This is a genomic window from Mesorhizobium sp. NFR06 (assembly GCF_900115245.1).
Lineage (GTDB): Bacteria > Pseudomonadota > Alphaproteobacteria > Rhizobiales > Rhizobiaceae > Mesorhizobium.
The window spans coordinates 34,920-48,527 of the sequence record NZ_FOVT01000001.1; the positions used below are offsets into that span (position 1 = coordinate 34,920).

General features: G+C 63.4%; 17 protein-coding genes. 5 read left to right on the forward strand and 12 right to left on the reverse strand.

The annotated features are described in order from the left end of the window. Positions 1 to 169: 169 nt before the first annotated feature. The 12 genes from F3H96_RS00170 to hisB all read right to left on the reverse strand — a co-directional run bounded on the left by F3H96_RS00170 (position 170) and on the right by hisB (position 9,203). Complete coding sequence (locus F3H96_RS00170; RefSeq protein WP_149789923.1) at positions 170 to 1,744, reverse strand: hypothetical protein; 1,575 nt, start codon at positions 1,742 to 1,744, stop codon at positions 170 to 172. Continuing rightward, entirely contained in the window at positions 1,741 to 2,175 is a 435-nt protein-coding gene (locus F3H96_RS00175; protein ID WP_188131247.1) for a GtrA family protein, read from the reverse strand. Before F3H96_RS00175 ends, F3H96_RS00170 begins: the two co-directional genes overlap by 4 nt. An 86-nt stretch (positions 2,176 to 2,261) precedes the next feature. Beyond that, the gene (locus F3H96_RS00180; protein ID WP_149789925.1) at positions 2,262 to 3,299 is read right to left on the reverse strand and encodes a glycosyltransferase family 2 protein; all 1,038 of its coding nucleotides are present in this window, start codon (positions 3,297 to 3,299) and stop codon (positions 2,262 to 2,264) included. 69 nt (positions 3,300 to 3,368) lie between these two features. After that, positions 3,369 to 4,328 (reverse strand): type I pantothenate kinase, encoded by a 960-nt coding sequence (coaA, locus tag F3H96_RS00185; RefSeq protein WP_149789926.1) that lies wholly within the window; start codon positions 4,326 to 4,328, stop codon positions 3,369 to 3,371. Between the two features lie 83 nt (positions 4,329 to 4,411). Then, positions 4,412 to 4,735 (reverse strand): phosphoribosyl-ATP diphosphatase, encoded by a 324-nt coding sequence (locus tag F3H96_RS00190; protein ID WP_149789927.1) that lies wholly within the window; start codon positions 4,733 to 4,735, stop codon positions 4,412 to 4,414. Positions 4,736 to 4,806: 71 nt separating this feature from the next. Next, complete coding sequence (gene hisF, locus F3H96_RS00195; RefSeq protein ID WP_149789928.1) at positions 4,807 to 5,598, reverse strand: imidazole glycerol phosphate synthase subunit HisF; 792 nt, start codon at positions 5,596 to 5,598, stop codon at positions 4,807 to 4,809. Next, entirely contained in the window at positions 5,598 to 6,437 is an 840-nt protein-coding gene (locus F3H96_RS00200; protein WP_149789929.1) for an arginase family protein, read from the reverse strand. Before F3H96_RS00200 ends, hisF begins: the two co-directional genes overlap by 1 nt. Beyond that, positions 6,434 to 7,180: a 1-(5-phosphoribosyl)-5-[(5-phosphoribosylamino)methylideneamino]imidazole-4-carboxamide isomerase gene (hisA, locus tag F3H96_RS00205; RefSeq protein ID WP_149789930.1), complete on the reverse strand. Its 747-nt coding sequence runs from the start codon at positions 7,178 to 7,180 to the stop codon at positions 6,434 to 6,436. The genes F3H96_RS00200 and hisA overlap by 4 nt, the downstream gene beginning before the upstream one ends. 2 nt (positions 7,181 to 7,182) lie before the next feature. Next, positions 7,183 to 7,473 (reverse strand): DUF1330 domain-containing protein, encoded by a 291-nt coding sequence (locus F3H96_RS00210; RefSeq protein ID WP_149789931.1) that lies wholly within the window; start codon positions 7,471 to 7,473, stop codon positions 7,183 to 7,185. Between the two features lie 3 nt (positions 7,474 to 7,476). Then, entirely contained in the window at positions 7,477 to 8,127 is a 651-nt protein-coding gene (gene hisH, locus F3H96_RS00215) for an imidazole glycerol phosphate synthase subunit HisH (RefSeq protein ID WP_149789932.1), read from the reverse strand. Position 8,128: 1 nt separating this feature from the next. Beyond that, positions 8,129 to 8,602, reverse strand: coding sequence for a DUF2628 domain-containing protein (locus F3H96_RS00220; RefSeq protein WP_149789933.1), 474 nt, complete (start codon positions 8,600 to 8,602; stop codon positions 8,129 to 8,131). Positions 8,603 to 8,606: 4 nt separating this feature from the next. After that, positions 8,607 to 9,203 (reverse strand): imidazoleglycerol-phosphate dehydratase HisB, encoded by a 597-nt coding sequence (hisB, locus tag F3H96_RS00225; protein WP_149789934.1) that lies wholly within the window; start codon positions 9,201 to 9,203, stop codon positions 8,607 to 8,609. A gap of 215 nt (positions 9,204 to 9,418) precedes the next feature. On the opposite strand from hisB, the gene hslV reads away from it, so the two are divergent. The 5 genes from hslV (at position 9,419) to F3H96_RS00250 (ending at position 13,595) form a co-directional block, all read left to right on the forward strand. Then, a complete protein-coding gene (hslV, locus tag F3H96_RS00230; RefSeq protein WP_149789935.1) occupies positions 9,419 to 9,970 on the forward strand; it encodes an ATP-dependent protease subunit HslV in 552 nt (183 codons plus the stop codon). A 50-nt stretch (positions 9,971 to 10,020) separates the two neighbouring features. Then, positions 10,021 to 10,545: a GNAT family N-acetyltransferase gene (locus tag F3H96_RS00235; RefSeq protein WP_149789936.1), complete on the forward strand. Its 525-nt coding sequence runs from the start codon at positions 10,021 to 10,023 to the stop codon at positions 10,543 to 10,545. Between the two features lie 4 nt (positions 10,546 to 10,549). Beyond that, on the forward strand, positions 10,550 to 11,149 hold the full coding sequence (locus tag F3H96_RS00240) for a DUF2585 domain-containing protein (RefSeq protein WP_149789937.1): 600 nt from the start codon (positions 10,550 to 10,552) through the stop codon (positions 11,147 to 11,149). Between the two features lie 2 nt (positions 11,150 to 11,151). Then, positions 11,152 to 12,465 (forward strand): ATP-dependent protease ATPase subunit HslU, encoded by a 1,314-nt coding sequence (gene hslU, locus F3H96_RS00245; protein ID WP_149789938.1) that lies wholly within the window; start codon positions 11,152 to 11,154, stop codon positions 12,463 to 12,465. A 170-nt stretch (positions 12,466 to 12,635) separates the two neighbouring features. Further along, positions 12,636 to 13,595, forward strand: a complete 960-nt coding sequence (locus F3H96_RS00250; RefSeq protein ID WP_149789939.1) for a DUF1402 family protein — start codon at positions 12,636 to 12,638, stop codon at positions 13,593 to 13,595. Positions 13,596 to 13,608 lie beyond the last annotated feature (13 nt).

Sequence of the window (13,608 nt, forward strand, 5' to 3'; positions counted from 1 at the left end):
CAAAGAGATAGAGCGTTTCGCCGTTTCCGTGAAACTGTGAAATGCTCCTAGGACCGACATCGCGCGATGGCCGCGAAAGGAGCGCGAACAGAATGATTGCGCAGGCCGTCTGGGCTTCCACGGTTTCGGCCGCCTTTACCCCTCGCTGTTCGCGAGGATGGCCGCCGTATCAATTTGCGGCCACGGCGGGTCGCTGCCCCTGGCTCATTGCAGGGTTGCGCAGCAGCACCTGTACCTCGTCATCCTCGGCGATCTCCCGGTAGTTTCGCATGAAGTTGACGTAGTCCTGCCACCGGGACAGCTCCGCGTTCCATTCCTTGTCGTCTTTCTCGACGATTATCACGGTGGGCTGTTTGGTTTCGAGTTCGGCGAGCTTGTCATCGATGTAGCGATCCGCGACCTGCCGGTAGTGGCTCGCGGCCTCCTCGTTGCCGTTCCGGGCCTCGACCACCGAGAAATAGAAGGCATATCCGCCAAGCCAGTCGCTGCAATAGCCCGATATCCATCGTCCACCAAGCATGCGTGCCAGCGGATGGCCCGCCGCAATATGGGTGCCGACAAGCGCGATGGTCGGCTGCTGAGTCGCGGACTTGACCTTGGCGGCAAGCTCGGCATTTGGTTTCAGCGTTTGCATGAATGGGATCGCGGCGCCCACGATGACGGCGACCAGCAGCGCCTTGCGCCCCGGTTCCATTGCCGGGCCTGGCGATGGGTATGTCGTTGGGTTGACTTGTGCCGTCCTCACCAGAAGCGCCGCCAGGATCAGGGTAATCGCCGGAAAAGCATGGTAGGGCCAGCCCTTGGCTTGATAGATCAGCGGCACGGTCGCGGCCAGCGAAGCGAGCGTGAACACAGCGACCAGCGGCGACAGCGGCAATCCCGGCCGAAGAAAGCGCAGCATCAGGAGCGCGGCCAGATAGATAGGCGAGTAGGTCGTCAGCAGCGCTTGCATGTTCTCCACACGCATGTAGGTGTCGGCCAGTATCGGGTAGATGACGCCGAGGAATTCCGGATAGAAATGCAACACGGCGACGAGATAGGCGACGCAAACCAGGCCGATCGCCCAGTACTCGACGGCGAAAAGCGTCCGGATCGACCGGCGGCTCCAGGCCGCGTAGAGAGCCGGAACGAGCACGACCAGTGCATAGTAGGGCTTCACCAGAACCAGCACGCTCCCGCTAAGCCCGGCAACAACGGCCGTCGGAACGCTTGGCACGCGTCCTTCGATCGGCGCCGCGCGCCACGCCGTCAGTACCAGCACCGGCAAAAACAGCGCGATCCCCAGTTGCTCCCGTTCGGTGAAAGCATTGCCCGGGAAAATGACAAGCAGGGCCAGGAACAGGGGTAACATTGGAAACAGCGCGCGGTTCTCGGCAAAACCGGCCTGCCTGGCGATCAGCGCGGCAAAGCCCAATCCTGCCAGGCAGATCGCATAGCTGTAGGCATGAACCGCCACTTCCGGCGACATGCCGACCTTGTGCGCGAGCGCCACCGCCGGCATGAACATCCAAGGCGTGAAAGGCGGATTGACTTCGAAAACGTCGACATAGAGTCGTGATCCGGCAAGTATCTGCTCGCACATGGTGATCACCCAGCTGGTGTCGGGTATGACGCCCCATCGCATCTGCCAGGGAACGGCGGCTGCCAGCACCAGCAGGAGGCAAAGAACCACGGTCCATGGCTGCGTGTCGCGCGCGTCGCCGATCGGCGCGTCGGCTGGTGACCTGTCCGGGACGAGGGTCATCGGCTCCCTCCTTCGGGGTAGAGGGGACTGCCGGAATTCATTGGGTCGCTTCCCAAGAAGACAAACTTTCGCAAGGCCACGAAGTTCAGAACCGGCACCAGGATGGAAGCCATCGCCACCGGCACCGACGACGGGAATCCGGCGAGATCGGTGAGGATCGAGGCCAACCCGACGGAGAGGAGAAATCCGACCGCGGTGGCACAGGCGAAGCGGACGATTTCGAAGCCAGCCGCTCCGTCAGAGACAAACGTCACGAAGCGATGCCCGCAATAGGAAAAAACGGACCCGGCGCCGTAGGCGACGACCGAGCCGATCGCCGCCGGCAGGCCGAAACGGTCCGAAAGCACAAGCGTTCCCACAGCATAGATCAGGGTCGACAGGCCGCCGATAGCGGCAAACCGCAGGACGCGCGCGGGCTCTGAACGACCCATCACCCATGACCGGAATGGATGCTTCACGGAGCTCGTGCTTGCGGTAGCGGCAAACGTGCTTGCGGATTTCATCGCCTGCCGCCAACTCAGCCAAGCCGCCGTTCGCGCGCCGCCGGCATCCGATCCCTCGGCGCTTCGCCGTTTTTCATCGCCGCGATCGCTTCCTCAAAACCGGTCAGGCGGTCGACCACATAGAGCGGCCTCCGCTTCACCTCGGCGTGGATGCCGCCGACGTAGAGGCCGATGATGCCGGTCATGAAGAGATTGATGCCCGACAGGAAGGAAACGATCATCACCGTCGATGTCCAGCCATGGACGACCCCGCTGGCAAACAGCCAAGAAAACAGGGCGTAGACACCAAGCAGGGCGGCAAGACCTGAGATCGCGAGACCCGACCACAGCGCCAGCCGCAGAGGCTTGTCGGAAAAGCTGATGACGCCATGGACCGCCAGCCGCACCATTTTCCAGAACGGATATTTGGTTTCGCCGGCCGCTCGCTCGGGTCGTTCGAACGACACCGCCGTCTGCTTGAAACCCATCCAGCCGAACATGCCGCGCACGAAGCGGTCGCGCTCCGGCATCTGCTTGAAGGTATCCAGGGCCTTTCTTCCCACGAGGCGGAAGTCGCCGACGTCGCGAGGGATGGTCACCGAAGTCATCTGTTCGAGGGCGCGGTAGAAGAGGCTGGCGCTCGCACGCTTGAATAGCGTTTCGCCCTGGCGTCTGGTGCGGCGGGCATAGACGATCTCATAGCCTTCTTTCCACTTGGCGATGAGGTCGAGCACCACTTCGGGCGGATCCTGCAAGTCCGCATCCATGACCACCACGGCATCGCCGGCAGCCGCGTCCATGCCGGCGGTGATGGCGATCTGGTGGCCGAAATTGCGTGACAGTTCGATCAGCCGGAAGCGTGGATCCGAAGCGGCCATGCCGCGCAGGAAGATGACGCTTGTGTCCCGGCTGCCATCGTCGACGAAGATGGCCTCGGCGCTGGCGTCGAGCTTGTCGAGCAGCGCTGAGATACGCCGCACGAGCAGCGGCAGCACCGCCTCTTCGTTGAAGATCGGAACGACCAGGGAATAGACCGGGGCTTCGCGGCCCGCGGCATTGCTCGCGTTGATCACCTGCTGCTCCCAACCCCGGAGTTGGGCACAACCTATTCGGGATTGCCTAAGGTGCCGTTAACCGGATGGTCACAGCTTCCTCAGCGCCACTTCCTCGATCAGGTGGTTGGCGCCCTTGCGCAGGATGAGATCGGCCCGCGCCCTGGTCGGCAGGATGTTCTCGCGCAGGTTCTTCAGGTTGATGTTGGCCCACAGCCCCTCGGCGATGGCGCGCGCGGCATCCTGCGAAAGCTGCGAATAGCGGTGGAAGAAGGAGTCCGGATTGCGGAAGGCGGTCTCGCGCAGCCGCATGAAGCGCTGGATGTACCACTGATGGATCAGCTTCTCGTCGGCATCGATATAAATGGCGAAATCGAAGAAGTCGGACAGGAAGGGCACGATCTTGCCGTCCTTCGGCAGCTTGCCCGGCTGCAGCACGTTGATGCCTTCGAAGATCAGGATGTCCGGCCGGTCGATGGTGACGAACTCACCGGGAATGACGTCGTAGGTCAGGTGCGAATAGACCGGCGCGCGGACGCTGCTTTGCGCCGACTTGATGCCGGACAGGAACCTGAGCAGCGCGCCGACGTCGTAACTCTCGGGGAACCCCTTGCGCTCCATCAGGTTCTCGCGCCGCAGGATCTCGTTCGGCAACAGGAAGCCGTCGGTGGTGATGAGGTCGACCTTCGGGCTCGACGGCCAACGCGCCAGCAGTTCCTTGAGCACGCGGGCCGTGGTCGATTTGCCGACCGCCACCGACCCGGCGATGCCGATGATGAAAGGTGTCTTGACGACGTCCTGCGCATTGAAGAAGGCCTGGCGCTGCCGGAACAGAAGCTGGCTCGCCTCGACATGCGCCGAAAGCAGCCGCGACAGCGAAAGGTAGATGCGCTTGACCTCTTCGAGGTCGACCGGGTCGTTGAGCGAGCGCAGCCGCTCGATCTCGTCCTTGGTCAGCGTCAGCGGCGTGTCGGCGCGGAATTGCGACCATTGCTCGGCGGAGAAGAAACGATAGGGGGAATACTTCTCGGTCGGGGCCAGCTGGTCCATCGGGTTTCCTGCCCTCCTAGAGCATGATGCCGAAAAGTGTGAAGCGGTTTTCGGGCGACATCATGCTCTATCCGTCTCTTCGATCAGCCCCGGGGTCGGGATGCCTTTTCAGCGACGCCCGAGCGGCTGGTTCGGCCCTCGAGCTCCTTCAGCACGTCCTCCAACGGAATGCCCGCCATGCCAAGGACGACCAGCCAATGATATATGAGATCCGCGCTTTCCGAAACGAGGGCCTGCCTGTCGCCGCGGATGGCGGCGATCACGGTTTCCACGGCCTCCTCGCCGAGTTTCTGCGCCGCCTTGTCCATACCCTTGGCGAACAGTTTTGCCGTCCATGACTCCGGGTCGCCGGAATGGGCGCGTTGGCGGATGATCGTTTCCAGCTCGGCGAGCGAAAAGTCTGCCATAATGGTTATCTATCTGCTTGTTTAAGCATGATCTTTTCCGAAAACCGGCTCCCGCTTTTCGGGATCATGCTTTAAGCCCGCTGGACGGCCGAGTCCAGCCGCATCGGCAGACCCGCGTTGGCCATATGCGCCTTGGCCTCGGCGATGGTGTAGGTGCCGAAATGGAAGATCGAGGCGGCCAGCACCGCGCCGGCATGGCCGTCGCGAATGCCTTCGACCAGGTGATCCAGCGTCCCGACGCCGCCCGATGCGATCACCGGCACGCGCACCGCGGCGGCAATCGCGCGCGTCAGCGCTATGTCGTAGCCGGCCTTGGTGCCGTCACGGTCCATCGATGTCAAAAGGATCTCGCCGGCGCCGCGCTCGACCATCCGCCTCGCGAAATCGACCGCGTCGATGCCGGTCTTCTCACGCCCGCCATGGGTGAAGATCTCCCAGCGGTCCGCCTTGCCTTCCGCCGACACCTTCTTGGCGTCGATCGCCACCACGATGCACTGGTTGCCGAACTTGTCGGCGGCTTCGGCGACGAAATCCGGGTTGTTCACCGCCGCCGTGTTGATCGACACCTTGTCGGCACCGGCCAGAAGCAGCCTGCGGATGTCGGCGACCTGGCGCACGCCGCCGCCGACGGTCAGCGGCATGAAGCATTGCTCGGCGGTGCGGGCGACGACATCGAAGATCGTTTCGCGGTTGTCGGAAGACGCGGTGATGTCGAGGAAGCAAAGCTCGTCGGCGCCCGCCGCATCATAAGCCTTGGCGGCCTCGACCGGGTCGCCGGCATCGACCAGGTCGACGAAATTGACGCCCTTGACCACGCGGCCGTTCTTGACGTCCAGGCACGGGATGACGCGGGCCTTCAGCATCACTTGCCTTCCAGGGTCGAGAGCAGGTCCACCACCAGTTCGCCGACCAGCGGCGGCACATCGCCTTTGGGGTCGAAGGCCGGATCGTAGGCGGAAATGGTCATCCCGGCGACGGAGAGCGGACCGGCAAGGCCGCACATCGCGGTGCGCATCTGTTCGGGCGCCGGACCGCCGGGCGTGGTGTAGCGGTTGGCCTGCAGCGTCTCCGGGTCATGCACGTCGAGGTCGACATGCATGTGGACCCGCCTGGCGCCGTCGGTCTTCAGCCTTTGCGCCGCGCTCTTCCAGTCCGGACATTCGGTCCGGATGATCGGCAGCTTTTCCAGCAGCTCCTTTTCCGCGCTGTCGAGATCGCGCGCGTTTACCAGGACGCAGCGCGACGGATCGACCGGCTTGAAGCCGGGAATCAGGTTCGCCATCGGCCGCCAGCAGAGGCCGAGCACGGTGGCCAGCGCCATGCCGTCGAGGAAGCCGGTGCTGGAGGTCTCGGGCGTGTTGAGGTCGCCATGCTGGTCCGCCCAGATGATGGCGTCGGCGCCCGCGCCGGCCACGGCACCCGCGCTGGTCAGGCAGTTGCCGGCCAGCACGATCGGAAACCGGCTCCTGTCGAGCGCGATGCGAACCTCGCCCGAAACGGCGTTGCAGACGGCAAATCCGGTGCCGATCTCGCGCTCCTGATCGTCCTCGACCACCCTGCCGATGTCATGCACCTCGACGTCGTGGCCGGCGAGCTTCAGCGCCTCGGCCAGCCCGCCCGAGATCAGCGCATCCGGGCCCTGGCCGCAGCCGCCGTGAAAATGGCCGCTGTCGTAGGATGCCAGGATGATCGAAATATTCACGGTCTTGCCTCCGCCCTCTCGCCGCGCAGGATCGCCAGCGCTTCGGCCGGGTCGATACGTCCGTCATATAGGGCGCGGCCCGAGATGGCGCCTTCGAGTTTCTTCGCATCTGGCATGGTCATGCGCACGATATCGGCGATCGAGGCGAGCCCGCCGGAGGCGATCACCGGAATGGACACCGCCTCGGCGAGGCTGATGGTCGAATCCCAGTTGATGCCGGAAAGCACGCCGTCGCGGTCGATATCGGTGTAGATGATGGCCGCCACGCCCGCGCCTTCGAACTTCTTCGCCAGCTCGATGACGCCGAGTTCGGAGGCCTCGGCCCAGCCTTCCACCGCGACCTTGCCGCCCTTGGCGTCGATGCCGACGGCAACCTTGCCCGGGAAAGTCTTGCAGGCTTGCTTGACCAGTTCCGGCTCGCGCACCGCGACCGTGCCCAAGATGACGCGGGCCAGGCCGCGATCCAGCCAGTCCTCGATCTGCGGCAAGGTGCGGATGCCGCCGCCGAGCTGCACCGGGTTCTTCGTCGCCTTCAGGATGGCGCCGACCGCGGCGCTGTTGACGCTCTGGCCTTTGAAGGCGCCGTTGAGGTCGACGACATGCAGCCACTCAAAACCCTGGTCCTCGAAGGCCTTGGCCTGCGCTGCAGGATCGTCGTTGTAGATGGTAGCGGTGGCCATGTCGCCATGCTTCAGGCGCACGCATTTGCCGTCCTTGAGGTCAATTGCCGGAAACAGGATCACGATCAGGCGCCCTCGACGATGACGAAGTGGCCGGTCGATGCAGCCAGCCGGAATTTCGAGGCTTCCTGGTATTCGGGCGACTCGTAGCAAGCGAGCGCCGTCTCATAGGACTCGAATTCCACCACCACATGGCGGTTGCCTGTCGGCCCCTCCGGACTGGTGTAACGACCGGCGCGGACCGGGAACGTCGCGCCATATTTGGCGAAGGCCTTGCCATTGGCCTCGATGTATTGCCTGTAGACGTCCGCATCGTGGACATCGATCAGCGCGATCCAATAGCCCTTCTTGCTCATCTCCTAGGGCCTCCATTTCAGGAAATTGGTGATCAGCGCCAGGCCGAGCGCCTGGCTCTTTTCGGGATGAAACTGCGTGCCGGCAAGGTTGTCGCGGGCAACGGCGGCCGTCACCGGGCCGCCATAGTCGGCGGTCGCCAGCACTTCGGCGGAGTCCTTCGCGTCCAGGTGATAGGAATGGACGAAATAGGCATGCAGCCCCTTCGGCCCGGTCTGGATGCCTGAGAACAGCGGGTGCTTGCGGGTGAGGTCGATCGTGTTCCAGCCGATCTGCGGTATCTTCAGCGCCGGGTCGGCGGGGGTGATTTCCTTGACGTCGCCGGCGATCCAGCCGAAGCCCTTGGTGACGGTCTTTTCGAGGCCGCGTTGCGACATCAGCTGCATGCCGACGCAGATGCCGAGGAACGGCCGCGCCTTGCGAAGAGCCACCTCTTCCACCGCCTCCCACATGCCGGCGACCGCGTGCAACCCGGCGGCGCAATCGGCATAGGCGCCGACGCCCGGCAGCACGATGCGGTCGGCGCCGCGCACCCGCTCCGCATCGGCCGTAAGCTCGATCGTCACCGCAAGGCCCGCCTCATGCGCGGCGCGCTCGAAGGCCTTGGTGGCCGAGCGCAGATTGCCCGAGCCATAGTCGATGATCGCTACCCGCATGTCAGGGCCTTCCAGGCGTATGGGTCAGTCCCAGCGCCATGCCGGTCTGCGGCGGACGTGCCAGCGACGCGTCCGGCACGATGCGCGGCATGGCTGCCTGCTCCTCGCCATCGTCGACGGTTTCCAGCACATAGCGGACCTCGGCGTCGCCGAGACTGCCGGCCTCGACGACGCCCCATTCCCGCCAGCCGCGCCGGCGCAGCGCCGCGGTGCGCAGGCCCTGCCCTTCGAACCCGATATAAAGCGAGACCAGCAGCGACAGCATCGATCCGGCCCATTCGAGCCCGAGCCTTTCACCGACCACCGACAGGATCGCCATGACGACGAACGTCAGCGCCGCCTCGATCCACAACCGGTGCCAGGCGAGCCAGATCGGCGCGACCAAAAAACCCAGCCAGGTGAAGCTGTCGCGCACGAGAATTGTTTCCTCGGCCTTGCGGCCGGCCGGCGGCTGCATCACGACATAGATCGCCATAGGGCTATCCTTTCAGGGATCCCTTGGTGGAAGGCACCGCGTCAGGCTGGCGCGGGTCGGGCTCCAGCGCCGCGCGCAGCGCGCGCGCCACCGCCTTGAAGCAGGTTTCGGCGATATGATGGTTGTTGGCGCCGTAATGGTTGGTCACATGCAGCGTGATGCCGGCATTCTGCGCCAGCGCCTGGAAGAACTCGCGCACCAGTTCGGTGTCGAAGCTGCCGATCTTGGGCGACGAGAAGGCGACGTTCCAGACCAGAAAGGGCCTGCCGGAGACGTCGATCGCCGCCCTGGTCAGCGTCTCGTCCATGGCGAGGTCGATGGAGGCGTAGCGCATGATGCCGCGCCGCTCGCCCAATGCCTTGCTCAGCGCCTGGCCGATCGCGATGCCGGTGTCCTCGACCGTGTGGTGGTCGTCGATATGCAGGTCGCCCCTGGCCTTGATCGTCATGTCGATCAGCGAATGCCGCGACAGCTGGTCGAGCATATGGTCGAAGAAGCCGACGCCGGTCGAAATGTCGGATTTGCCCTGGCCGTCGACCTGGACCGAAACGGCAATCTCGGTTTCCTTGGTCTTGCGGCTGACTTCGGCGGAACGCGTCATCGCTATGTCCTTTTTGCCCGCTCGGAGGCTCCGGGCTTGAAAACGAAAGCCTTCTATCAGCATGATCCGGCGATTGCCAGTTGCCATTCCGCTCGCTATCGGCCTTGCCGGCGAGCGGTTGGCAATCATTGGCCTTGTGCATACATATGGCCGATCAAACCCACTCGTACCGCGCCAATCGCCTTGCAAAGGGATAGCGCGAATCGGAGCAAGAAATGTCGAATGAATTGACCATGCACGCCACGACCATCATCAGCGTGCGCAAGGGCAACAAGGTCGTGATCGCCGGCGACGGCCAGGTCAGCCTTGGCCAGACCATCATGAAGGGCAACGCCCGCAAGGTTCGCCGCATCGGCAAGGGCGGTAGCGTCATTGCCGGCTTCGCCGGCGCCACCGCCGATGCCTTCACCCTGCTCGAGCGCCTCGAAGCCAAGCTCGAGCAATATCCCGACCAGCTGACGCGCGCCTGCGTCGAACTTGCCAAGGACTGGCGCACCGACCGCTACCTGCGCCGGCTGGAAGCGATGATGCTGGTGGCCGACAAGTCGGTCTCGCTGGCGCTTACCGGCACCGGCGACGTGCTCGAGCCCGAGCATGGCGTCATGGCCATCGGCTCCGGCGGCAACTATGCGCTGGCCGCGGCCCGGGCGCTGCTGGACACCGACAAGGATGCCGAGGAGATCGCCCGCAGGGCCATGCAGATCGCGTCCGACATCTGCGTCTACACCAACAACAACTTCGTCGTCGAAACGCTCGATGCCGCCTGAGGTGGCCGGCCATGATCCCGAGAAATGGGGCCCGGTCTTTGGAAAAAATCATGGCCATGCAAGAACATAGGTACGATTTTCGGCCGGTCACGGGGGACGACCTGCCTTTGATCGCCAGTTGGCTGCGCGAGCCGCATCTCGCCCAGTGGTGGAGTGATCCGGAAAGGGAAATCGCCGAAATCCGCGAGCATATCGAGTCGGTTTCGGTGGAGCCGCTGGTCGTCGAGCTCGACGGCAGGCCGATCGCTTACCTGCAGAGCTACGATCCGCATCTGGAGCACGATCATCCCTATTCCGATCAGCCGTTTGGCACGCTGGGCATCGATCTGTCGATCGGCCCGCCGGAGCTGGTCGGCATTGGCCACGGCTCGGCCATCCTGCGCCAGTTCGTCGAGGAGCTGTTCGAAGAAGGCGCGCCGCGCGTCGTCGTCGATCCGCATCCCGACAATACGCGCGCTATCCGTGCCTATGAGAAAGCCGGGTTCAGACCGGTCGGTCGCAGGCAATCGGAGTATGGGGACGTCGTGCTGATGGCCGTCGATGCGGCCGAAGCCTTCATCGAAGAGGGGGACTGATCCAATGACCGCATCCGGGGAAGACAAAACGCTTTCTGCCTATGAAGACAGCTGGCGCATGGGGCTGCTGCTCGTGCTCGCGCTGGTCATTTTCCAGGCAGGCGCTCTCTATGGCATGGGCCATCCGCCAATCTGCACCTGCGGCTACGTCAAGCTCTGGCATGGCGTGGTCAACAGCTCGGAGAATTCCCAGCACATCGCCGACTGGTACACCTTCTCGCACGTCATCCATGGCTTCCTGTTCTATGCGCTGGCGACGTTTCTGTTTCCGCGCTCGCCGGTCGGGCTGAGGCTGGCCTTCGCCGTCCTCATCGAAGGCGGCTGGGAGCTGCTCGAAAACAGCCCCTTCATCATCGACCGCTACCGTGCCGGCACTATCTCTCTCAATTACTACGGCGACAGCGTCATCAATTCCGTGTCCGACACGCTGTTCATGGTGCTGGGATTTGTGATGGCGCGGAAGCTTCCTATATGGGTGATCGTTGCCCTGGCGCTCATCTTCGAGTTCGGCACGGGCTACATCATCCGGGACAATCTGACACTCAACGTGATCATGCTGCTGCATCCGTTCGAGTCCATCAAGCAGTGGCAAAGTGGAATTTGAGTATGAGCACCTTCTCCCCCCGCGAAATCGTTTCGGAACTCGACCGCTTCATCATCGGCCAGAAGGACGCCAAGCGCGCCGTGGCGATTGCCTTGCGCAACCGTTGGCGCCGCCAGCAGCTGGAAGGCCAGATGCGCGAAGAGGTGATGCCGAAAAACATCCTGATGATCGGCCCGACCGGCGTCGGCAAGACTGAGATCTCGCGCCGCCTGGCGCGGCTTGCCGGAGCGCCTTTCGTCAAGGTCGAGGCCACCAAGTTCACCGAGGTCGGCTATGTGGGCCGCGACGTCGAGCAGATCGTGCGCGATCTCGTCGAGGTCGCCATCGGCCTGGCGCGCGAGAAGATGCGCGAGGACGTCAAGGCGCGCGCCCAGATCAACGCCGAGGAGCGCGTTCTGGAAGCCCTGGTCGGCAAGACGGCAAGCCCTGCGACCCGCGACTCCTTCCGCAAGAGGCTGCGCGACGGCGAACTCGACGACAAGGAGATCGAGATCGAGGTGGCCGACACCGGCACCGGCGGCATGCCGGGCTTCGAGATCCCAGGCATGCCTGGCGCCAACATCGGTGTGCTCAACATCAACGACATGCTGTCGAAGGCAATGGGGGGCCGCAGGACCAAGACCCGCAAGACCACGGTGCGCGATTCCTATTCGCTCCTGGTCAATGACGAGTCCGACAAGCTGCTCGACCAGGACGAGGTGGTGCGCCGGGCGCTGGAATCGGCCGAGAATGATGGCATCGTCTTCATCGACGAGATCGACAAGATTGCGTCGCGCGAAGGCGGCATCGGCGCCGGCGTTTCACGTGAAGGCGTGCAGCGCGACCTGCTGCCGCTGGTCGAAGGCACGACGGTCGCGACCAAGTACGGGCCGATCAAGACGGATCACATCCTGTTCATCGCCTCGGGCGCTTTCCACGTCTCCAAGCCGTCGGATCTGCTGCCTGAGCTGCAGGGCCGCCTGCCGATCCGCGTCGAGCTGCGCGCTCTGGAGAAGGAGGATTTCGTCCGCATCCTCACCGAGACCGAAGCCAGTCTCATTAAGCAGTACATCGCGCTGATGAAGACCGAAGGCGTCGATCTCGTCTTCACCGACGATGCCATCGATTCGCTTGCCGGCATTGCCGTCGATCTCAACGCCAGCGTCGAGAACATCGGTGCCAGACGCCTGCAGACTGTGATGGAGCGGGTGCTGGACGAGATTTCCTACGACGCGCCTGACCGCAACGGCACGGCGGTCACCATCGACGCCGCCTATGTGCAGAAGCATGTCGGCGACCTGTCGCGCAACACCGACCTGTCGCGGTTCATCCTTTAAGCTTGGCCTGACTCCGGGCTGGCCTTCCGGCCGGCCCGAAACGCCGTCTCCCACGCAAAGTGTGGCCAAATGGAAGCATCCGGCCACCTTTGTTGGCGGCGGGCTCAAGCCTTCTCTCGACTCTCCAATCCGCTTTACCTAGGTTGCCGCCGGTTAAAAGGCGGCGGCGCATGAAGAAATACGCACTTCTCTTGGTAGGTCTCGCACTGGCGGCGGCGGTGACGATTGCCAACGCGGCAACCTTGGTGCCGCCGGGCAACCGCAACAGCGTGCAGCCGGATATTCCGGGTGCCTCCAGCCGGCGCACCCAAGCCACCAACACCACCTTCCAGGCCAAGTACCGCAAGGTCTATGCGCTGCTGCAGAACGATGCCGATCTGCGCAGCAAGATCAGGAAGGCCGCGGCCGCCTATGGTATCGATCCCATGCACATCGTCGGTGCCATCGTCGGCGAGCATACCTACAATGTCGACGCCTATGACCGCCTGCAGACCTACTACGTTAAGGCAATCTCCTACCTGTCGAGCAAGCTTACCTTTGCCTATGACGGCGAGGATGTCAGCGATTTCATCCAGCGGCCGGAATTCAAGAAATGCGCCGGCATGGACGACAGCTATGATTTGTGGGAATGCCGCGAGCAGGTCTGGAACCACTCTTTCCGCGGCAAGACCGTCGGCGGTGAGGATTTCCCCGACGACCGCTTCGGCGCCACTTTCTTCCAGCCTTATTATGCCGGCCAGACTTTCGGTCTCGGCCAGTTGAACCCGCTGACTGCACTGCAGATGAGCGATCTGGTGCACAAGGTTTCCGGCCTGCCCAGGCTCGACGTCGGCGACCCCAACGCAGTCTACAAGACCATCATGGACCCGGATCTGACGCTGCCTTACGTCGCCGCGACCATCAGGAAGTCGATCGACGCCTACCGCAACATTGCCGGCTTCGACATCTCGAAAAACCCGGGCCTGACCGCCACGCTCTACAATGTCGGCAATCCCGAGCAGCGTGCCTATGCACTGAAAGCCGAAAACGAAAAGCGCCGCGCTGCCGGCGAACCGGAAAAGCTGCCCGAGGAGAATTATTACGGCTGGCTGGTCAACGACAAGCTGGACGAGCTGAAGGCGCTGTTCTAACGGCCTGAGAGGC